At 45.6% G+C, this 21371-nt stretch carries 21 protein-coding genes; 19 read left to right on the forward strand and 2 right to left on the reverse strand.

The window, feature by feature from the left end; genetic code table 11:
- The 3 genes from Q8R38_03150 to Q8R38_03160 all read left to right on the forward strand — a co-directional run.
- The coding region (locus tag Q8R38_03150; GenBank protein MDP3791023.1) for a GNAT family N-acetyltransferase at positions 1-5009 on the forward strand (5009 nt) is incomplete at its 5' end.
- Positions 5010-5063: 54 nt separating this feature from the next.
- Complete coding sequence (locus Q8R38_03155) at positions 5064-5354, forward strand: type II toxin-antitoxin system Phd/YefM family antitoxin (protein MDP3791024.1); 291 nt, start codon at positions 5064-5066, stop codon at positions 5352-5354.
- Positions 5351-5608: a type II toxin-antitoxin system RelE/ParE family toxin gene (locus Q8R38_03160; GenBank protein MDP3791025.1), complete on the forward strand. Its 258-nt coding sequence runs from the start codon at positions 5351-5353 to the stop codon at positions 5606-5608. Before Q8R38_03155 ends, Q8R38_03160 begins: the two co-directional genes overlap by 4 nt.
- Here the strand turns inward: Q8R38_03160 and thpR are convergent.
- Together thpR and Q8R38_03170 are read right to left on the reverse strand one after the other, a co-directional pair.
- Positions 5599-6162: an RNA 2',3'-cyclic phosphodiesterase gene (gene thpR, locus Q8R38_03165; protein MDP3791026.1), complete on the reverse strand. Its 564-nt coding sequence runs from the start codon at positions 6160-6162 to the stop codon at positions 5599-5601. The genes Q8R38_03160 and thpR overlap by 10 nt on opposite strands.
- Positions 6147-6659 carry a CinA family protein gene (locus tag Q8R38_03170; GenBank protein MDP3791027.1) on the reverse strand — a complete coding sequence of 171 codons (513 nt, stop codon included), beginning with the start codon at positions 6657-6659 and terminating at the stop codon, positions 6147-6149. The genes thpR and Q8R38_03170 overlap by 16 nt, the downstream gene beginning before the upstream one ends.
- Positions 6660-6782: 123 nt before the next feature.
- Between Q8R38_03170 and Q8R38_03175 the strand changes: the two genes are divergently transcribed.
- The 16 genes from Q8R38_03175 to trpB all read left to right on the forward strand — a co-directional run bounded on the left by Q8R38_03175 (position 6783) and on the right by trpB (position 21312).
- Positions 6783-7151: a four helix bundle protein gene (locus tag Q8R38_03175; GenBank protein ID MDP3791028.1), complete on the forward strand. Its 369-nt coding sequence runs from the start codon at positions 6783-6785 to the stop codon at positions 7149-7151.
- A gap of 130 nt (positions 7152-7281) precedes the next feature.
- On the forward strand, positions 7282-8334 hold the full coding sequence (gene recA, locus Q8R38_03180; protein ID MDP3791029.1) for a recombinase RecA: 1053 nt from the start codon (positions 7282-7284) through the stop codon (positions 8332-8334).
- A 1-nt stretch (position 8335) separates the two neighbouring features.
- Positions 8336-8800 carry a regulatory protein RecX gene (locus Q8R38_03185; protein MDP3791030.1) on the forward strand — a complete coding sequence of 155 codons (465 nt, stop codon included), beginning with the start codon at positions 8336-8338 and terminating at the stop codon, positions 8798-8800.
- Complete coding sequence (gene alaS, locus Q8R38_03190; protein ID MDP3791031.1) at positions 8797-11343, forward strand: alanine--tRNA ligase; 2547 nt, start codon at positions 8797-8799, stop codon at positions 11341-11343. The genes Q8R38_03185 and alaS overlap by 4 nt, the downstream gene beginning before the upstream one ends.
- On the forward strand, positions 11340-12560 hold the full coding sequence (gene hisD, locus Q8R38_03195) for a histidinol dehydrogenase (protein ID MDP3791032.1): 1221 nt from the start codon (positions 11340-11342) through the stop codon (positions 12558-12560). Before alaS ends, hisD begins: the two co-directional genes overlap by 4 nt.
- Before the next feature lie 45 nt (positions 12561-12605).
- Positions 12606-13214: an imidazoleglycerol-phosphate dehydratase HisB gene (hisB, locus tag Q8R38_03200; protein ID MDP3791033.1), complete on the forward strand. Its 609-nt coding sequence runs from the start codon at positions 12606-12608 to the stop codon at positions 13212-13214.
- 3 nt (positions 13215-13217) lie between these two features.
- Positions 13218-13817, forward strand: a complete 600-nt coding sequence (hisH, locus tag Q8R38_03205) for an imidazole glycerol phosphate synthase subunit HisH (protein ID MDP3791034.1) — start codon at positions 13218-13220, stop codon at positions 13815-13817.
- Complete coding sequence (hisA, locus tag Q8R38_03210; protein ID MDP3791035.1) at positions 13814-14545, forward strand: 1-(5-phosphoribosyl)-5-[(5-phosphoribosylamino)methylideneamino]imidazole-4-carboxamide isomerase; 732 nt, start codon at positions 13814-13816, stop codon at positions 14543-14545. Before hisH ends, hisA begins: the two co-directional genes overlap by 4 nt.
- Complete coding sequence (hisF, locus tag Q8R38_03215; GenBank protein ID MDP3791036.1) at positions 14527-15297, forward strand: imidazole glycerol phosphate synthase subunit HisF; 771 nt, start codon at positions 14527-14529, stop codon at positions 15295-15297. Before hisA ends, hisF begins: the two co-directional genes overlap by 19 nt.
- Positions 15294-15686 (forward strand): phosphoribosyl-AMP cyclohydrolase, encoded by a 393-nt coding sequence (locus tag Q8R38_03220; protein MDP3791037.1) that lies wholly within the window; start codon positions 15294-15296, stop codon positions 15684-15686. Before hisF ends, Q8R38_03220 begins: the two co-directional genes overlap by 4 nt.
- Before the next feature lie 5 nt (positions 15687-15691).
- Positions 15692-17173: an anthranilate synthase component I gene (trpE, locus tag Q8R38_03225; GenBank protein MDP3791038.1), complete on the forward strand. Its 1482-nt coding sequence runs from the start codon at positions 15692-15694 to the stop codon at positions 17171-17173.
- The gene (locus tag Q8R38_03230) at positions 17170-17739 is read left to right on the forward strand and encodes an aminodeoxychorismate/anthranilate synthase component II (GenBank protein MDP3791039.1); all 570 of its coding nucleotides are present in this window, start codon (positions 17170-17172) and stop codon (positions 17737-17739) included. Before trpE ends, Q8R38_03230 begins: the two co-directional genes overlap by 4 nt.
- Positions 17736-18746, forward strand: coding sequence for an anthranilate phosphoribosyltransferase (trpD, locus tag Q8R38_03235; protein ID MDP3791040.1), 1011 nt, complete (start codon positions 17736-17738; stop codon positions 18744-18746). The genes Q8R38_03230 and trpD overlap by 4 nt, the downstream gene beginning before the upstream one ends.
- Positions 18743-19519: an indole-3-glycerol phosphate synthase TrpC gene (gene trpC, locus Q8R38_03240; protein MDP3791041.1), complete on the forward strand. Its 777-nt coding sequence runs from the start codon at positions 18743-18745 to the stop codon at positions 19517-19519. Before trpD ends, trpC begins: the two co-directional genes overlap by 4 nt.
- Positions 19520-20140, forward strand: coding sequence for a phosphoribosylanthranilate isomerase (locus Q8R38_03245; GenBank protein MDP3791042.1), 621 nt, complete (start codon positions 19520-19522; stop codon positions 20138-20140).
- A complete protein-coding gene (gene trpB, locus Q8R38_03250) occupies positions 20137-21312 on the forward strand; it encodes a tryptophan synthase subunit beta (protein ID MDP3791043.1) in 1176 nt (391 codons plus the stop codon). The genes Q8R38_03245 and trpB overlap by 4 nt, the downstream gene beginning before the upstream one ends.
- Positions 21313-21371: the final 59 nt, after the last annotated feature.

A 21371-nucleotide genomic window follows, 5' to 3' on the forward strand; every position in this document is an offset into this window, starting at 1 on the left:
AGTTTAAGGACCTACTGCCTTCAGTCATTCTGCATGCTTGCACAAACAATCCCAAAGACCCTCGCGCATTCTTAAGAAACCTGATCAAAGCGCAAGCTGAGATATCGAAAGAACCTGAGTTTAAGGACCTACTGCCTTCAGCCATTCTGCATGCTTGCACAAGTAATCCCAAAGATCCCCGCACATTCTTGAGAAACCTGATCAAGACGCAAGATGGTGCTGTCGCGCGGCAGAATTTTGCATCAAGCCCGGGAGAGACGGACGCTGTTGGCCATTTGCGTAAAGCGGGACCTGATGAAACACCGGAACGGGGCGACCTGGAGCCGGGTGGGCCCAGCCGCCGTTTTCTGAAACAACCCCAACAACCTAAGAACGATGAGGTGGCACCAAAAGGACCATCCCCGGAAGCACACACAATTAAAAAGACCGTTTATGGGAAAACATATGAGTTGCCGAAAAGAGTATATGACAATGTACGCCTGGCACGGACTGAAGATGCGAGTGATATTGATGTTCTCTCCAAACTGATTTGGCATGCTGACGGGCCTAGCCGCGCGAAATTCTACGAAGAAGAGATAGAAAATAAGAGAGCTGATGTCAGAAAGAATATTTGGGTATATTGTGATGACGCCGGCAAGGTGCGGGGATACATATATGCAACGTTTTTCCCGGGCATTAAATCGGCGTCTATTTGGGAAATTGCAGTTTCCAAAAGAATGCAGGGGCGGCATATTGCAAAGGCGCTTATGTTTGTAGCTATGGAATACATGGAGAACGTTTTTTCAGCTACAAAATTCGATACTTGGCCGCTTGATGAGAGTAATAAAGTAATCACGCATCTGATCGAAGAATTTGGATTTAAATATGCTGGGCATGAAGGTCTGGACGGGCCGGCTTATTATAAAGCCGATTTTACCAGTTATATAGAGGCCAAATATGAGCAGGAATATAAAGAATTTGCGAGTGCTCCTGTTTTGCCCCAGGCAATTCGATCCATTATTCTTGCCAGAAGGTCAACTCGGCATTTTGATCAAGGCAAGATACCGGATAAAAGGACCATAAAAGTATTAGTGGATAATTCGGTGGCGACTTTGTCGCAGCGCTATGATATGGAGGATATTGAGGTATCTATATATGACGACCCAATTATTCGGCAAAGACTTGGCACCGAGATTAAAGGCTTGCGACAAGAAGGAGAATTAAAAAAAGATGTCCAGCCGCAGCCTAAAGATGCTCCTTTTTCTATCGTAGTTTCCGTAAGAGAAAATGCTCTAAAAGCCGATAGGGGCAAAACGCTATCCGTTGCTGGCATGCTCATTGAGACTATATTGTTGTCCGCTACATCTGCAGGAGTTGACTCGCTATGGATCAGCAGCTTCGATGAGTTAAAAGCAAAAGAGATATGCGGTGATATGTCTTCACCGTTCATACCGATTGCAATAATTCCTCTTGGATATAGGTCACAAGACCCGAGGCCTCCCAGGCGGCTGCCTGCCGAAATCAGGATAAAAAATGAAACATATTCTCACAGCTCAGGTTTTGATGAAGAAGCATTGCTGAGGGAGGCGAGAAAAGTAAATAAAATAAATGGTGCTGTTGCTGCGGCAGAGATTGGTAATAGCGGGAATGGTGAATTAACGGCTGTTTTATCGGATAATCCGGTATATCCTAAAGCAATAAATATATTATCTCACAGATATGGCAATGCGCCGCCACCGGAACTTTCAAACAATGGCATTGATAGTGCTTTAAAGGGAGCAATAGAGGCAGCGCAGTGGGCGCCGTCAGCACGGAATCTCCAATCTACGGATTTTATTATAATAAAAGAAAGGGATCGGATAAAAAATATTTGCAAGGCTCTTGCAATAGACCATTCCACCATAAAAGCTATGATGATACCTATAGGAAACATAGAAAGACTCAAGTTAATAGGTAAAACTAACTCGAATAATACGAGTACAGAGGCGCGTGCGAGAGAATTATTTATATATCTTGACGGAGGCGCCGCAACACAAAATATTCTATTTTCTCTTGTTTCAGCGGGATATTCGGCGGAATGGATATTTAAAAAAGATATAAGCGGCCATATATTTAAAGAACTCGGCATACCTGTGGATCTTCACGAATATTTAGGGGTTATTACTATTAAAGATGTAAATGTGGACAAAGGTACCACCCAGACCGGGCCGCTTCCTTTAGTTGATGAAAAAGGCGACGGCCATTTGCGTAAAGCGGGACCTGATGAAACACCGGAACGGGGCGACCTGGAGCCGGGTGGGCCCAGCCGCCATTTTCTGAAACAACCCCAACAACCTAAGAACGATGAGGTGGCTCCGGACACGGCCGTGCGTGTAATCTGTAGTGACGGATGGGACGAGGGTCAAACAGCAGAAGTGGCGGAATTTATGGTGGATGAGGGATTGATAGAAGTTGGAGATAAAAACGCTCCCAGAGAAAGTCTCGTCACGGCAGCGATGGCTCAACTGCATCCGGGCCTGCTGAATGCGCAGGAAAGAAGAGATACTGTTTTTGCTGCGCTTAAAGGAAATAAAGTCGCAGGTTGTGTTAAAACTTCTATGGATTTGGATCGCGAGGGAGAAGTTGTTGAAACTACACTCGTGGATTTGTATGTAGGTAAAGACTATAGGGGAGATGGGGTGGGGAAGGGATTAGTAGCCGCGGCGGAGGATCATTTACTTAAGAAAGGCATAACAGCATATATGGTTACTCCGGAGGATACCGACGAAGCGCAGAAATTTTGGAAGGCTCGCATTCCGGGAAGATCCCGATCTCTTGATAAAAACGGAAGACTGGTTACCAGTATGGTCCCACTGCGTTGGGGCATAAAATATAATATCAGTATCCCTGAAATTAAGATAGGGAATTTCGAAGTGCAATGGCCCGATATTAAAAGTACCATGGATGAAACAGGGCAATATATTACACCGGAGCAGGAAAGAATCGTTTTCCATGCCCTTCATGCGAAGAATCTTACTCTGGATCAAAGGAATGAGATCCGTTATTTTATCATTGAGAAATATAAGTGGCTGATCGATGTGGTCATCAAGAAGAAGATGCATATACACGGCAAGCAGGAAAAGAGAGATGCCCGCGAGGAGGGAGAGCTGGGCATATTGCGCGCTATAGTTACGTTTGATCCCAAAAGAGGCAATAGGTTTTCCAGCTACGCCAGCTTTTGGATACGCAGTGCGCTTCAGAGATCGCCTCTCCTGGAAGAAACAATCCATAAGCCCGCATATTTAGAAGAATTAATAAAGAGATATAAAGATGTGCGGAGAAAATTATGGCAAGAGTTGAGGCGCGATCCGACATTAAAGGAAATTGCGTCCAAACTAAGGGTGCCATTAAAAATAGCAAAGAAGATTCAGGCTGCTGCATCCAGGATGAAATCTCTCGATGTTTTTACGCGCAATCCAAAAGCAAGATTCGAGATGCGCAGAAATATTGTGCCGGCAAAAGAGGAAGATTTAAAGGATATTTCACCGGAAGATATTCCCGGCCTTTTAAGCTGCCTGGATTCCCGCGAAAGAGAGGTTATCGAAAAGCGTTATCGTGTGGGAGCGAAAAGAGATATTTCTTATACCCGGAAAGAGATCGGGCGTGCCTTAGGGGTGACAGAGGAGCGCGTCCGTCAGATTGAAATAAAAGCATTGTGGAAGATGCAGAAACAGGCAAAGGCGATGAGTCTGGTAGCGAATCCGGATAACAATGGAAATGGGAATAATGGAAATGAAAAACTCAGACCACGCATGACAAAAGACAAGGCGCCCTCTGATATGCCGCTGGGCGCAAGGTTCGCCGTCACTCCGGAAGATTGGCTTGGATCAAAGGACAAGCATAGCGCCACCCAACCGGAGAAATTGCATAGAGGCCCGCGGGCTGACCAGCCGCTCAACGGCATCGGCGCAGTCGGGCCGATAAAACCGGAAGACGAGAGTGCTGATGGGGTGACGCCAAAAGCAGCGGATACCATTTTACCCTCCGGGAGGGGAAATGGTCCACAAAATATGGCTGGAGTGTCCCAAGGTGACACGTCCCCGCGGTCAACGAAGATGCTGGAAATGGAAATTAATGGCAAACCTTACGCTATGGCAGCAATAACAAAGGGCCATAAGGCCAATTATATCGACTTGTTGGATGCGATAGCCGAAGAATTTGGTCATGAGACTGGCAGGCTGCTTCAACGGAATAGCACGATTAAGATAGTCAGGGGTGGGGAAGAATATTTTATGCAAAACACAGGAATAGACGGTAGAGTGCTTGGATATTTTTCATTACTGAAAGCAGGTGACTCTATAACTATAGTTAATGGAAAAAGAAGGGGGGTTCCCACTATTCACTTTTTGCGCAATATTGTCGATACAAAAGAGTTGACACAGAACATGATCGAAGGAATATTGTCCGCGCTCTTCTCGAACAAGGAAGTTACACTTGCTTTTAACAAAAAACTTAAAGGATTAGAGTCCGCCGAGTTAAGGGCGATGATGGCACAATTAAACAAATGGAAGGAAGCGACAGCACGAAAAAATCCTAAAATGAGGGAACTATTATCCAGGTTTAGAGCTTTTGAATATGATGACCTCAAAACAGAGCTCAACAAACGCGGCATAGATGCTAATGCCGAAAATAGCCTTATTTTCAATTATGCGCCAAAACCTGAAAATGAGCCGTTAGATAGCCCCGGCTCTGCCATACGGCCCGTATATATTATTGAACAGGAAGAAAGTTTCGCGGAAAATTATTATTATCCGTTATTGGAAATGGTGACTATTTCTGTGGCAAAAGAGTTGCTGCAGTGGAACGACGCAGAACTTCGCGCCGCATTGGCCGCATCAAATATCGATACGGAATTTTTCGGTATAGACCCGGTTATAGATGAAAAGACCGGCATTCTGATATTCAAGGTCCTGCCTAAGATGGAGCGATACGATAACAACAGCCGCATCGACCGCTACACACGCCTCCTGCAATTCATCCGCTCAGCCTAAAGTCCGGCTTGACTATGCGTACACATTATGGTACACTTGTGATGGAGGTGAACCATGGTAAGAACAATTACGACAAGGGAATTCAGGACGCATCTGGCAGACGTGCTTAATGATGTGGTGAAACGCTTTGACAGGTATGTAATATCGAAGCGCGGCAAGCCGGAAGCCATATTGATGTGCGTCGATGATTACGAAGGGTGGCTCGAGACTATAGAAATAATGTCTTCAAAAAAAGTGCTTAAGGATATTGAAGCCGCAAAAAGAGAGTTGCGCCAGGGCAAAGGTTATAGCTTTGACGAGGTATTTAGCAGGGTGCGCCATAATGCTAAAAGGCGACATTCGTGAGTCGGTATACTATAATAATAGCTCCGCGCGCTAAGAAAGAAATCGAGAGGCTTCAGCCGAATATTAAAGAGCGTATAGGTAACGCATTATTGTTATTGGCTGGAGATCCCTTTATAGGCAAAGCCCTTAAAGCGGATCTGGAAGGGCTCTATTCATATAGAGTAGGAGATTACAGGATAATTTATGACATTATCCGCCGTTCGCTTATTATTCAAGTTCTCAAGGTAATGCATCGTCGAGAAGTCTATCGCTGAAATTTTGCCTCGTAAAGTTTTGTATAGATCGAACCCTTTGGCGAGAGTTTGCTTTGGAAGAATATAACAGATGAAATTAGCTGTGTTTCAGCCGTAAGCTGTAGGCTGTAAGCTGTAAGCTTTTGTTTCAACGCATCTTTGTTCTTCGAAGAACGGACTCTTCCGATTGTTAAGTGCGCGGTGAAGGGGCGGGATTCTTTCTCGAAGCCTATCTTATATAGTTCTTCATCAATCTTTCCGGCAACTTCCACTGATTCTTTCGCGCCTTTATCAAGGCCCACCCATATTACGCGAGGATGATCTATTTTTGGGAATGCGCCGATGTTTTTAATATTTATCTCAAAGGGTCTTAAGGATCTGCCTATTTCGTCGAGGATGGACTTGATCTTTTCGCACTTTTCTTCCGTTATCTCTCCAAGGAACTTCAAGGTAAGATGGATATTGTCCTTTTCGACCCACTTTACATCGGCTCCGGAATATTTCAGGTGTGATTGTATTTGGGAGAGGGATGAGCGGATTTCTTCGGATAGCTCTATAGCTATGAATGCTCGCATATCAGATCCAATGCTGCTTCCGATGCCTGGAATTTAACATTCTGCCTCGACCCCTTGAAACGAAACTTTTTCACAACCTGTTTTTTATCCATTACCAAAGCTATATAAACCAAACCTACAGGCTTTGATCTTGTACCGCCTCCCGGCCCTGCAATACCAGTCACGCCAATGCCGATATCCGTGCCGGCCAAAAGACGCACGCCCCGGGCCATCTCGATCGCTACATCCTTAGAGACAGCATCGCATTTTTGAGATTGCCTGCCTGCCGGACAGGCAGGCTTCGCTCCCTTCGGTCGCTCGCAATGACGGAAAGAAACGCCGAGAAGGTTCTCCTTTATACCATTAGAATATGCAACCACACCGCACAAAAAGTAAGCGGAGCTTCCGGCTACATTTGTTATCCGGTCGGATATCAAACCGCCGGTGCAGGATTCGGCTATGGCGAGAGTCAGCTTCTTTTTTCGCAGGATTTTCCCGACATCAATTTCGGAACTCATGACGCTATTTTAAATTATTTTAAAAAAAATTGCAACAAAATTGGCACTTTTTACGTCTTATATAGTAGGGGGTGAAAACTAGGCGTTAGCCGTTAGTCGTCAGCTATCAGCTTTCAGTTAAATATGAAAGAACAAAAATTTAGAAAATTAGAAGTTTGGAAGAAAGCAATGGATTTTGTAGAAAATATTTATAAATTTACTAATAGTTTCCCTGTGTCTGAACTGTATGGACTGACAAGTCAATTGAGGAGGGCTGCAACCTCTTTAGCTCTTAATATAGCGGAGGGTAGTGGGTCTGGGTCAGATAATGAATTTAACAGGTTTCTTAATATGTCTCTGCGGTCATCTTATGAAGTTATGTGTGGGATTGAGATAGTGAAGAAGCTTGGCTATGTCAGCGGTGGAGAAGCGGACGATCTAAGTAAAAAATGTGATGAGATTTCCGCTATGATTGGCGGGTTAAAGAAAAAGCTGATGGCTGAGAGCCGATAGCCGAAAGCTTAAAATAGCTGAAAAACTCTTTACACGAGGGAGGTGATAAATGTATAATACATTGTTCCAAATAGTGTAATTATGACATATGATTCAATGGATATAATCGCAAAATAAAGGAGATTTTGAGATGGTAAAGGCTAAGGAAAAGGTAAAGGAAGAGGTAAGAACCGAGATCAGGGAGTATAAAAGCATTACGCAAGAACAGAAGTCGAAGGCGTTGGAGATGGCCCTGGACCACATAGAAAAGCAGTACGGCAAGGGCGCGATAATGAAGCTGGATCCAAATTTTAAGATCGACGTACCTGTTATACCGACCGGCTCTATAGCTATTGACCTGGCGCTCGGTGTGGGAGGGGTTCCGCGCGGCCGCGTAATAGAGATATTCGGGCCGGAATCGAGCGGCAAGACCACGTTAACCTTAAGTATAATCGCGAATGCCCAGAAGATGGGCGGGCAGGCCGCATTTATTGACGCGGAGCATGCTTTTGACGCTACTTATGCGAAAAAGATAGGCGTCAATTTGGACAATCTTCTGATGTCTCAGCCGGATACAGGTGAACAGGCCCTCGACATAGCGGAGACTCTCGTAAAGTCGAATGCTGTGGATGTGGTAGTCATAGATTCTGTCGCGGCGCTTACGCCGAGAGCCGAGATAGAAGGTGATATAGGTGATTCTCATGTAGGTTTGCAGGCGCGTTTGATGAGCCACGCTTTGAGAAAATTATCCGGTTCAATATCAAAGTCCAAGACCTGTGTAATATTCATAAACCAGATAAGGGAGAAGATAGGGGTTATGTTCGGTAACCCTGAGACCACACCGGGCGGAAGAGCCTTGAAGTTCTATTCTTCCGTCAGGATAGATCTAAGGCGCATCGCCTCGCTTAAAAAAGGCGAGGAAGCTGTCGGCAATCGCGTGAGAGCATCCATTGTGAAGAATAAAGTCGCGGCCCCCTTCAGAAAAGCCGAGTTTGATATAATGTTCGATGAAGGTATCTCAAAGGCCGGCAGCATACTCGATATGGCCGAAACTCTTGAGGTGACGAAGAAAAGCGGCGCATGGGTGCTTTACGGAGAAGATAAATTGGGCCAGGGCAAGGAAAATGCCAGGGTGTTCCTAAAAGAGAATCCGAAGGTTTTAGCGAAGATAGAGAAAGAGATACTCGAAAAGGCGTTGAAGTAAATTGGACGAAAAGATACTTGCCAGGGCCAAGAATAACGCTTATGCGCTATTGCGGCAGAGACCGCGCAGTGAATACGAAATACGTAGCCGCCTTAAGCTAAAGGGCTATGACAAGGATGTGATAGAAGATGTCGTCAGCCTTCTTAAGCGCATAGGCGATATAGACGACAATAAGTTCGCTCATATATGGATGGAGTCGCGCATGCGGATGAATCCTATGGGCGAAGTCGTCCTTAAGTATGAGTTGAAAGAAAAAGGCGTAAGCGATTCTATTATAGAAGCCACCTTAGCTCAAAGGCGCGAAAAGTATGATGAATACGAGGTGGCTTTTGACATGGCAAAAGAGCGGTTCGAGCGGTTTAAAAAGCTCGACAGACAGAAGGCCGCTAAGCGCGTATATGATTTTCTTGTGCGACGCGGTTTTAAGTACGATGTTATCAGAAGAATTATAGAAGATTTACGATGAATACAGACGATATACGAAGCTCATACCTGGAATTTTTTAAGTCCAAAGGTCACGAGATTGTATCAAGCGACTCTCTTGTGCCTAAGGATGACCCGACGCTTCTATTTACAGGCGCGGGCATGAACCAATTTAAAGAAAAGTTTTTAGGGCGTAATATTACCTATAAACGTGCCACATCATCGCAAAAGTGTTTAAGGACGGGCGATCTGGAGAATGTCGGCAGGACGAGCGGCCATCACACATTCTTTGAGATGCTGGGCAATTTTTCATTCGGGGACTATTTTAAGAAAGAGGCTATCCAGTGGGCGTGGGAATTTTTTACTAAAGTTTTGAAGATCAATCCCGAAAGATTGTGGGTATCGGTTTATAAAGATGACAATGAGGCGTATGGTATCTGGAAAAATGATATGGTGGTCCCGGCCGCGAAGATAATAAAGTTCGGTGAAAAAGAGAACTTCTGGCCATCCGAGGCTCCAAGCAAGGGGCCTAATGGTCCATGCGGGCCATGTTCTGAGATCTTTTATGATTATGGCAAAGGTGTCGGGTGCGGCGAAACCGGATGCAATCCCTCATGTGATTGCGGAAGGTTTATCGAGGTATGGAATCTTGTCTTTACGCAGTTTGACAGGCAGTCCGACGGCAGTTTAAAGCCGCTTCCGAATAAAAATATCGATACAGGCATGGGGCTGGAGAGGATAGCCTCGGTAATGCAGGGGGTAAAGACGAATTTCGAGATCGATATTTTCGTGCCGATAGTTGAGGCGATCAAGAAAGCGTCAAAGCGTCAAAGCGTCAAAATGTTATCTGTCAATGCCATTGCCGACCATATCCGCGCGGTTACATTTATGATAGCCGATGGCGTCATGCCTTCGAATGAAGAGCGCGGATATGTCGCGAGAAAACTGATACGACGGTCGATGACACACGCCAAAGACATAGGAATACATGAACCGTTTTTATATAAGTTAGTCAGCGTTGTGTCGGATGTTATGAAAGCGCAGTACCCGGAGATAAAGGAAAGACGTGACGATATAGCCCAAATAATAAAAAGGGAAGAAGAGAGTTTTCTCCTTGTGATTCAGACGCAGCTGCCGAAGGCTGAAGAGGTATTTGAAAAGATTTCGAAAGAAAAAACCGGACAGAATCTACCCGAGGCGGCGTTTAACTTTTACGATACATATGGCATGCCATATGACATGCTTGAAGAAGTGGCTCAGAAGTTTCGTTTGAAGATAGACAAAGACGCCTTTGAGGGGCTTCTTGAAAAACAGAGAGAGCAGTCGCGCTCCAGGACAAAGATAAAGAGTGAAATATTTACCGAGACGTTCGCGAAGAAAGTCGAGGCGCTGGGCTTAAGGACAGAATTTTTAGGATATGAGAACTCGCATGCCGAGGCAAAAGTCCTCGCAGTCCTCGAGGGCGGCGAAGTTATATTAGACAAAACGCCCTTTTACGGTGAATCGGGCGGCCAGGTTGGCGATTGGGGAAAACTGGAGACTAAATCGGGCGCGATGGAAGTCGAAGACGCTAAAAAGATAGGCGACGCCATAGTCCATATAGGAAAGATGCTGCGCGGCAAAATAGAAAAAGGCGAAACGGCAAAAGTTTCGATAAATGAAGATGTGCGCGAGAGGATAATGAACAATCATACCGCAACGCACCTCTTGCAGGCAGCATTAAGAAAAGTGCTGGGTGAACATGTCCGCCAGACGGGCTCTTTAGTGGACCAGGATAGGCTGAGGTTTGACTTTACACATATGAAGAAGATGGATCCCAGAGAAGTCGCGAGGGTAGAAGATGTGGTCAATGAAGCAATAAAAGACGAGATAGCGGTTAAAAAAGAGATAAAGAGCTTATCCGCTGCCAAGGCCGACGGCGCGGTCGCGTTATTTGGAGAAAAATACGGTGATAAAGTACGTGTTGTTTCAGTGGGGACTGTATCGAAAGAGTTGTGCGGCGGCACACATGTCGACAATACGAGGGATATAGGATTTTTCAAAATAATAAGTGAAAGCTCTATTGCCTCGGGCGTTCGCCGCATAGAAGCGTTGACGGGCCGGAAAGCGCTGGAATGGGTCGAAGAGCAAAAGAAGGCTGAAGACCAGAGGCGAAAAAGCGAAAGTGATAAGGAAACCCGGAAGAAGGCCTTAAGCGCGCGGCTTGATGATGAGATAGCTAAATTAGATGACGTTATTGCCAGATCAGCTGCCGCGGCAAGTACGAAAATTATAACTGAAATCATTGAAGGCGTGAATATGGACGGTTTGAGGATGCTTAGCGATAGGATACGCGCTAAAGCACCTTCTTGCGCTATTATACTCGCGATATCTGATGAAGAAAAGGCGTCATTTATGATATTTTTTACAGAAGACATCGTCAAAAAGGGCCTTAAAGCGGGCGATACGGCAAAAGAGCTTTCCAGGCTTTTGAATGGCTCAGGCGGCGGTAAGCCTGATTTTGCCCAGGGCGGCGGTAAAGATCCCCAAGCTCTTGTAGGCGCACTGGAAAAAGTCAGGGCAATCATTAAGGAGAAGCTATCATGAGACTCGTGAGGGTTGGCAGTAAGCAATTTCAGAAGCTTTGTGAGCGCGGTTCAGGACGCAATAAACGCGTTACCGAAAGCGTGAGGAATATTGTCGAGAACGTAAAGATGTACGGCGATGACGCTGTTATAAAATATACAAGAAAATTCGACAGGGTAAAGCTTACTCCCAGAGACCTAAGAGTCTCTGAATGCGAGACATCGGGCGCTTATCAGGATATAAAGCCGGACTTTGTTTCGGACCTGAAAGTCGTTATAGATAATGTGACAAAATTTTACAAAAAGCACCTTAAGAAATCATGGAACATAAAGGATACCAATGGCGTTCTATTGGGCGAGAAGGTAATGGCCATAGAAAAGGTAGGCGTGTATGTTCCAAGCGGCACAGTCCCTCTGGTATCAAGTGTTTATATGACCGTCATACCGGCAAAGATGGCCGGGGTAAAGAAGATAGTGCTCGTAACGCCGCCTAATAAATATAAGTCGGTAGACCCTCACATATTGGTTGTAGCCAACCTTCTTAAGGTTGACGAGATATACAAGATAGGCGGAGCTCAAGGCATTGCCGCGCTGGCTTTTGGAACTAAGACAGTGCCGAAGGTCGACAAGATAGTCGGCCCGGGTAATGCCTACGTGACCGAGGCTAAGCGGCAGGTCTTTGGATATTGCGATATAGATATGCTGGCAGGCCCCTCCGAGGTCGTGATAATAGCGAATCAGTTGTCCAATATCGATTATATAAAGGCTGATATGGAGGCGCAATCCGAGCACTTCATGGGGCTTTCCATACTTATTACGAATTCTAAGAAGATAGTAAAAGCTCTGAAGAAAGAAACTTTCAAAGGCTACATAGTTTTGGTAAAGAATATGAAAGAGGCGGCCGAAGTATCAAATATGCTGGCGCCAGAACACTTACAGATCCTTACCAACAACCCTAAAAAGATATTAAAGGATATAAAACACGCAGGCGCGATATTTTTAGGGCCGTATACACCGGTTGCGATAGGCGATTATGTCGCGGGTCCGAGCCATGTGCTTCCCACAGGCGGGAGCGCGCGTTTCTTCTCTGGATTAGGAGCGCAGGATTTTTATAAGTGCTCGCATGTTTTGTCATACACCAAGAGCGCTCTTGAAGAAGTGAGAGGGCCGCTTGAAAAGATAGCGCAGATAGAGGGATTAAAGAAACATTTGGATTCGGTAAAGGTGAGATTTAAATAGAAACCAAATACCCTCCCGGAGGGTATAACGGTTAGGGAGAAAAAGATGGCGAAAAAATTAAGAATAGCGAAGATAAAACGCAAAACCACCGAGACGGACATATCGGGTAGCCTTGTGATAGACGGGGCAGGTAAAACAGATATAAATACAGGTGTGGGTTTTCTGGACCACATGCTTACGCTTTTTACTTTTCACGGACTATTCAACCTGACATTAAAGGCAAAAGGAGACTTGAAAGTCGATATACATCACACGAATGAGGATGTCGCGATCTGTCTTGGCAAGGCTTTTAAAGAAGCCCTCGGTGATTACAAAGGGATAAGGCGGTATGGCTCAAAAGAGGTCCCTATGGACATGGCGGCCGCGAAGGTTATGGTAGATATAGGCGGAAGATACGCTTTTGTATGGAGAATGCCGAATTATGCGACTACCATAGCCGCGCGCGAAAACTATTCGCTGGATGACGGCAAGGATTTTCTCGATACATTCGCGAAGAACGCTAATATAAATTTGCATGTCGATATATATTCCGGAGAGGATGTTCACCATGTATTAGAAGCCGTATTCAAAGCGCTTGGTATCGCTTTGGACGAGGCCGCGCAGATAGACACAAGACGAAAAGGCGTCCCCTCGACTAAGGGAACGATAGACTAAATTATGATAGTAGTTATAGACTATGGCATGGGGAATCTTCACAGCGTGCGCAAAGCGCTTGAAGTTATGGGCGCCCGCGTAAAAGTTTCCTCTAACCCGGAAGATATAAAAAAAGCGGAAAAGATAGTATTCCCCGGAGTTGGGTCATTCGGTGAGGCTATGAAGGAATTAAAACTCCGTAAGCTGATAACGCCTATAAAAGACGCTATTGCCCAAGGTAAGCCATTTCTCGGGCTGTGTCTCGGGCTGCAGCTGTTATTTGAAAAGAGTGAAGAAGCGCCAGGCGTTAAAGGCCTCGGTATATTGCGCGGGGAAGTAAAGAGATTTAAACTGAAGAGTTTAAAAATTCCTCATATGGGTTGGAATGTTATCAAGGGGCATGGGGCCGGTATCCTGAAGGGGGTGCCAAGCGGCTCATACATGTACTTTGTCCATTCTTATTATGCGGCGCCGAAGAATAAAAAGGATATTCTTACGACAACCGACTATGGTATAGATTTTACATCAGGCGTGCGCAAAGATAATGTTTATGCGCTGCAATTTCATCCGGAGAAAAGCCAGGCGGTTGGCTTAAAAATTTTGGGGAATTTTGTCCGATTATGATTAAAGTTATTCCGGCTATAGATATAAAAGGCGGTAAGGTTGTCCGTCTAAAGCAGGGCAAATTCGGCGATGTGACCGTTTACAATGATTCAGCTATGGAAGTTGCCAGGATGTGGGCCGATATGGGCGCCGAGCTTATTCACGTAGTAGATCTGGATGGCGCCTTGGAGGGAAGCTTGAAGAATCTGGCTATTGTAAAGGAGATAGCCAGAAAAGTAAGCGCAAAACTTGAGCTTGGAGGCGGGATAAGAGACATAGAGACGATAAAGGAAGTCCTGGACTACGGCGTAGAAAAAGCGGTCATAGGGACGAGGGCCCTTGAAGACGATTTTCTTAAAGATGCCGCGGCTAAATTCGGCGACAGGATTGTTGTAGGTATAGATGCCAGAGACGGCATAGTTTACACGAAGGGCTGGGTATTGAAGACAAAAATAAAAGCGGTCGATCTGGTAAAGAAGATGGCCGATAACGGAATCAGAACGATAAATTACACCGATATCTCCCGCGACGGTATGTTGAAAGGGCCAAACATAAAAAGCCTAAAAGATATATTGGAAGTTTCACGCGCTAATGTAGTAGCGTCGGGCGGCGTTTCGACCATGGATGATGTTAGGAAGCTAAAAGAGCTGGAAACCTATGGACTAAGCGGCATGATAATAGGGAAGGCTCTCTATGAAAAGACCCTGGACCTTAAAGAAGCGATAAAGATATGCTCACAAAAAGAATAATCCCCTGTCTTGATGTTAAGGACGGGCGCGTTGTAAAAGGCGTAAATTTTTTGAATTTACAGGACGCGGGCGATGCTGTCGAAAACGCCAGGTTCTATGACAAGGAGGGCGCCGACGAGCTCGTATTCCTTGATATTACCGCAAGCCACGAAAAGCGCAAGACGACCATAGAGCTTGTTAACAAGGTTGCCGAATCTATATTTCTTCCGTTTACCGTGGGCGGCGGCATAAGCACGGTGGACGATATCCGCAACCTATTGAAAGCCGGTTGTGACAAAGTTTCTATAAATACAGCCGCAGTCAAGAGGCCGGAATTTGTGAAGGAGTCTTCCGATAGGTTTGGAAGCCAGTGTATAGTAGTCGCTGTGGACGCCAGATGCAAGGTTAAGACCAGACAAAAGCAGCTCTGGGAAGTATATATAAATGGTGGCCGCACTCCGACCGGACTTGATGCTGTTGAATGGGTGAAGAAAGTCGAGAAATTGGGCGCCGGAGAAATTTTATTGACGAGCATGGATTATGACGGCACAAAAGAAGGCTACGATATAGAATTGACCAGAAAAATAAGCGAATCCGTCAGGATCCCGGTGATCGCTTCCGGGGGCGCGGGAAACCTGGAGCACCTTTATCAGGCGCTGACGCAAGGCAAGGCAGACGCTGTGCTTGCCGCGTCGATATTTCATTATAGGGCGTATTCGGTGCGGGAAGCGAAGGATTATTTAAAGAAAAAAGGAGCGAATATAAGATTATGATCAAGATACCCAAAGATTTGAAGTTTGATGAAAAGGGGCTTATACCGGCTGTAATACAAGACGAGCTGTCCGGAGAGGTTCTGACGCTTTGCTACATGGATAAAGAGGCTATTGAGAAGACGTTTAGCGAAGGCAAGATATATGTTTACAGGCGCTCTAAGGGCAAGTTGATGATGAAGGGAGAGACGAGCGGATGTATCCAGAATCTCAGGAGGGCGTATATGGACTGCGAAGGTAATTCGCTTTTATTCGAAGTAGAGCAGATAAGGGCGGGTTGCCACGAGGGATATTTTAGCTGTTATTACCGCGAATTCGATAAGGACGGCAATGTTACGATAACCGCGGAACGTATATTCGATCCCAAGAAAGTTTACAAGGGGCAAGGTTAATGAATATGTATTATCCGGGCAAAGAAGAATTTATAAGGTTGTCTAAAAAAGGTAATCTTATACCGGTTTATAGGGAGATATTGACTGATTTCGAGACGCCTCTATCGGCTTTTAGAAAGATAGATAAAAGCGACTATTCATTTTTACTGGAATCCGTAGAGGGCGGCCAGAGGCTGGCGCGGTATTCTATATTGGGAAGCAATCCATCGCTGGTGTTTTCAAGTAAGGGCGATAATATTGTTCTTAAGGAGGGAAATCGCTCAAAGAGCTTTTCTGCCAAAGATGATCCCATAGCGGAACTGAAGAGCATTCTTACCAGGTATAAGTTTGTCGATGTTAAAGGATTGCCCCGTTTTTGCGGCGGGCTCGTAGGGTTTTTTGGTTATGACATGGTAAGGTTTATAGAAGACCTGCCGTCAAAAAATGCCGATGATCTCAAATTGCCCGATTCTTTATTTATGCTCACAGATACGCTTCTCATATTTGATCATGTCGACCATAAGATCAAAGTAGTTTCCAATGTGCATGTAACAGGTTCGCCTGCTCACGCATACACTGAAGCCTTAAAAAAGATAGACAGTATAATAGCCGACCTTAAAGGTTCGTTGCCAAAAAACGAGAGCAGCGCCATTAAAAATAAAACGCTTAGCCATACGGTAAAATCTAATGTTACAAAAAAAGAGTTCGAAGATATTGTACGTAAAACAAAAGAATATATTAGAAAGGGCGATATAATACAGGCGGTACTTTCGCAGCGGCTTAATGTGAAAATAAGCTGCCACCCTTTCCAGATATACAGGGCGTTGAGGTCGATAAATCCTTCGCCGTATATGTATTATCTGAAACTTGGGGATTTTTTCATCGTCGGTTCGTCTCCCGAGATCATGGTAAGAAGCGAGAATGGCCTTGTCGAGGTAAGGCCGATAGCGGGTACGCGCCCCAGGGGAGCTTCGGAAAAAGAAGATGAGGCGCTGATAAAAGATCTGCTGCAGGACCCGAAAGAAAGAGCCGAACATATAATGCTGGTTGATCTTGGCCGCAATGATATAGGAAGGGTATGCGAATTCAAATCCGTAAAAGTTTCGGAATTGATGACCGTAGAGAAGTATTCGCACGTTATGCATATCGTAAGCGATGTATCCGGAAGGCTTAAGAAGGGCAAGGATATATTTGATGTTATCAGGGCGACATTTCCGGCGGGCACCGTAACGGGCGCTCCGAAGGTGCGCGCTATGGAGATAATAGATGAGCTGGAAAATTTGAGGCGCGGCCCTTATGCCGGAAGTATAGGATATTTCAGTTTTTCCGGCAATCTTGATACATGCATAACGATTCGTACGATAGTGATAAAGGGTAAGACCGCTTATATACAGGCAGGGGCGGGTATCGTGGCGGATTCGAAACCGGAAAAAGAGTACCAGGAGACGCTTAATAAGGCACAGGCGCTATTGCGCGCCATTGAAATGGCGGAGAGAGGATTAGAATGATACTCGTCATAGATAATTACGACTCATTTACATATAATCTCGTCCAGTATTTAGGCGAGCTTGGCGCTAACCCGAAGGTTATTCGTAATGACAAGATTACCGTAAGCGGAGTAAAGAAGATGAAGCCGGAAAAGATACTATTATCTCCCGGGCCCGGCGAGCCTAAAGACGCGGGTATATCGGAAGACCTCATAAGGGCCGTTGGCGGAAATATACCCATATTAGGAGTATGTCTTGGCCATCAATCGATAGGCGAGGCTTTTGGCGGTAAAATAGTATCGGCGAAACGTATAATGCACGGCAAGACCTCTTTGATCTACCACAATCAAAAAGAGATATTTAAGGGCGTGAAAAATCCGTTTGAGGCAACACGGTATCATTCGTTGGTAGTTGAGCGCAAGACTCTGCCGAAAGTTTTAAGCATTATAGCCGAAACAAAAGATAAAGACAGAGAGATAATGGGCCTTAGGCATAAGGCTTATCCAATATGGGGAGTGCAGTTTCACCCGGAATCTATTCTTACGGGTGAAGGCAAGAAGATTTTGGGAAATTTTTTAAAGATATGATAAGAGAAGCGATAGGGAAGGTTACTAAGCGCGTCGATCTTGGCGAAGCCGAGACGCGCAAGGTATTCGAAGAGATAATGTCGGGCCAGGCATCCGCGGAAGAGATAGCCGGGTTTTTAAAGGCATTGCGCGAAAAGGGTGAAACCGTAGAAGAGATAACCGGCGCGGCAAAGGTTATGATCGAAAAGTCTGTACGCATAGATGCGGGCGCGGACCTTGTCGATACTTGCGGGACAGGCGGCACCGGGATCAATACTTTTAATATATCAACAACCGCGGCGTTTGTTGCGGCAGGATGCGGTGTCAAAGTCGCCAAGCATGGCAATAGGAGCGCCTCGAGTCAATGCGGCAGCGCCGATGTGCTGGAGTCTCTCGGGGTGAAGCTCGATATATCCCCGGAGATGGTACGTAATTCCATTATCGAAATAGGCATTGGTTTTATGTATGCTCCGATGTTTCACAGCGCGATGAAATACGCGGCCGAGCCGAGAAAAGAGATAGGCGGAAGGACGATATTTAATATCCTCGGGCCGCTGTCAAATCCGGCTCGAGCGTCCGGACAGGTCGTTGGCGTTTATGACGCTAAGCTTACCGAGATATTAGCGCAGGTATTAAAGAATCTGGGCTCTAAAAGGGCGTTGGTGGTATGCGGCATGGATGGGCTTGACGAAATAACGATTACGGGTAAGACTAAAATTGCCGAACTGAAAGACGGGCAGATAAAGACGTATTATATAAGCCCTGAAGAATTCGGCATGAAGAAAGGTAATATCGCGGATATTGAGGGCGGCTCTTCAAAAGAGAATGCCCGGACAACATTATCAGTGTTAAGCGGCCAACCCGGCCCGAAAAGAGATGTGGTGCTGCTAAACGCTTCAGCGGCTCTTGTAGTAGCGTCTAAGGCTAAGGATTTTAAAGAAGGCATAAAACTGGCGGGTCTCGCTATAGAATCGGGGCTCGCATTGGATAAGTTAAAGCAGTTAATAGAATTGACCAACAAAAAATGATACTATCGAGAATAATAGAGGAAAAGCGGAAAGTTGTAGATGAGGCCAAGAGGCGCAAGCCTCAAGGTGAGCTTTTGAGCCAGATAAAGAGCCTTTCGGTAAAGAGCTCATTTAAAAAGAATATATCGCGCCCTAATCATATAAATTTGATAGCGGAGATAAAGAAGGCCTCGCCGTCAAAAGGTATATTGCGGGGCGACTTTAATCCCGTCAAGATAGCGATAACATATCAGGCTAACGGCGCAAGCGCTATATCCATTCTTACGGATGAGAGATTTTTTGAGGGGAAGCTCGAGCATATCGTAAAGGCGCGCGAGAATGTGTCTATTCCCATATTAAGGAAAGATTTTTTTATCGACGAATACCAAATATACGAGACTGTAGCCTCCGGAGCCGACGCTATACTGCTTATCTGTGATATATTATCTATGGGGGAGTTGACGAAATTTCATAACATCGCTACCGAGCTGGGGCTTGATTGTCTTGTAGAAGTCCATAATGAAGAGGATATTGAGAAGGCGCTTGCGGTGAATGCCGGCATTATAGGAATAAATAACCGCGATCTTCACACATTCAAGGTTGACCTGGCCGTTACGCAAAGGCTCATAAGAATGATACCGCAGAATAAAGTTATCGTTTCGGAGAGCGGCATAAAATGTTATGAAGATATAATGTTCTTAAGGTCCTTAGGCGTAAATGCGGTATTGATAGGCGAGGCTTTTATGGAAGCCGACGATATTGCGGCGAAGATGCGCGAGATGATGAGATATTAAATGACCAAGATTAAGATATGCGGTATTACAAATAAAAAAGATGCTGTAGAAGCTGCGGAATTAGGCGCGGACATGTTAGGGTTCGTTTGCTATAAAAAATCAAAAAGGTATGTTGAGCCGAAGACGATAATGGATATCGCTAACGAGCTGCCTGATAGAATAGCGAAAGTCGGCGTCTTCGTGGATGAAGAGGCCGGGAAAGTCTCTGAGATAGCGCAAAACTGTTTGTTGGATACACTGCAATTCCATGGAGATGAGAGTCCTGAATATTGTGCGCGTTTTAAGGGAGCATATAAGATTATCAAGGCGTTCAAAATTAAGGATAAGGACAGCTTAAAAGGTATAAATGATTATGACGTTGATTTTTATATGCTCGATACACATAGTGATAAACTGAAGGGCGGTACAGGGAAGAGCTTTGACTGGAAGATAATAGAAAATTTCGAGTTTTTAAGGCCTGTCATACTCTCAGGCGGACTCAATCCGTCTAATGTAGGTCAGGCGATAGACAAGGTGTTCCCATACGGCGTGGATGTGTCGAGCGGCATAGAAGAATCGCCCGGCAAGAAGGATTTAAAATTAATGAAGGAGTTTGTAGAAAACGTAAGGAAGAGCCAATGAACATTCCAAATAAAAAAGGTTATTTTGGTAGATTCGGCGGAAAGTTTGTTCCGGAAACTTTGATGGCGGCGTTAGCCCAGCTGGAAAAGGAATATAGAAAGTTAAAGGCGGATAAGCCGTTTAAAAAAGAACTGGATAGCTATCTCAAAGATTACGCGGGGCGTCCAACGCCGCTCTATTTTGCCAAGAGATTGACCAGGCAAATAGGAGGCGCGCAGATCTACCTTAAGAGAGAAGATCTTTTGCATACAGGCGCGCATAAGATAAATAATACTCTGGGGCAGATATTATTGGCTGTAAAGATGGGCAAGTCGCGTATAATCGCCGAGACCGGCGCGGGACAACATGGAGTCGCCACCGCGACTGTCGCGGCGCTATTCGGGCTAAAATGCGAAATCTTCATGGGCGAGGAAGATATTAAGCGTCAGGCGATAAATGTATTCAAGATGAAACTATTAGGCGCCAAGGTCACGCCTGTCACCAGCGGATCGAAGACGCTTAAAGACGCCATGAACGAAGCCATAAGGGATTGGGTGACCAATGTTGGCACTACGTATTACGTTATCGGCTCTGTCGCGGGCCCGCATCCATATCCGGAGATGGTCAGAGACTTTCAGGCTGTCATAGGCCGGGAAGCGAAGCGGCAAAGTCTGAAAAGTTTTGGGAAGCTGCCTGATTATCTGGTCGCATGCGTTGGCGGCGGAAGCAACGCGATGGGGTTATTCTACGCTTTTATGAAAGATAGGGTTAAATTTATAGGCGTTGAGGCCGCGGGGCTGGGCATAAATACAGATAAACACGCCGCGACTCTATGCAAAGGCTCCGTCGGTGTATTGCATGGTTCGAAAAGCTATCTTTTACAGGATGCGGACGGCCAGATAGAGATAGCCCACTCTATTTCTGCCGGGTTGGATTATCCGGGAGTCGGGCCGGAACATTCGTATTTCAAAGATTCGGGCCGCGCCCAATACGTTGCCGTTACTGATGCTCAGGCGCTTGAAGGCTTTTCTATGCTTACAGAGCTTGAAGGCATCATTCCGGCGCTCGAATCATCCCACGCTGTATATTACGCGACACGCCTTGCGAAGCGGCTGCCGAAAAGCAAGATCATAGTCATCTGTCTGTCCGGCAGGGGCGATAAGGATATAGACATAGTGCGAGGGGTTCTATAAAATTTTTTGTAATAGTCGCTTCAGGCTGGACCATAAAAGTTCCGCCTGCGATATTAGGA

The organism is Candidatus Omnitrophota bacterium, from assembly GCA_030695905.1.
GTDB lineage: Bacteria > Omnitrophota > Gorgyraeia > 2-01-FULL-45-10 > 2-01-FULL-45-10 > CAZHPY01.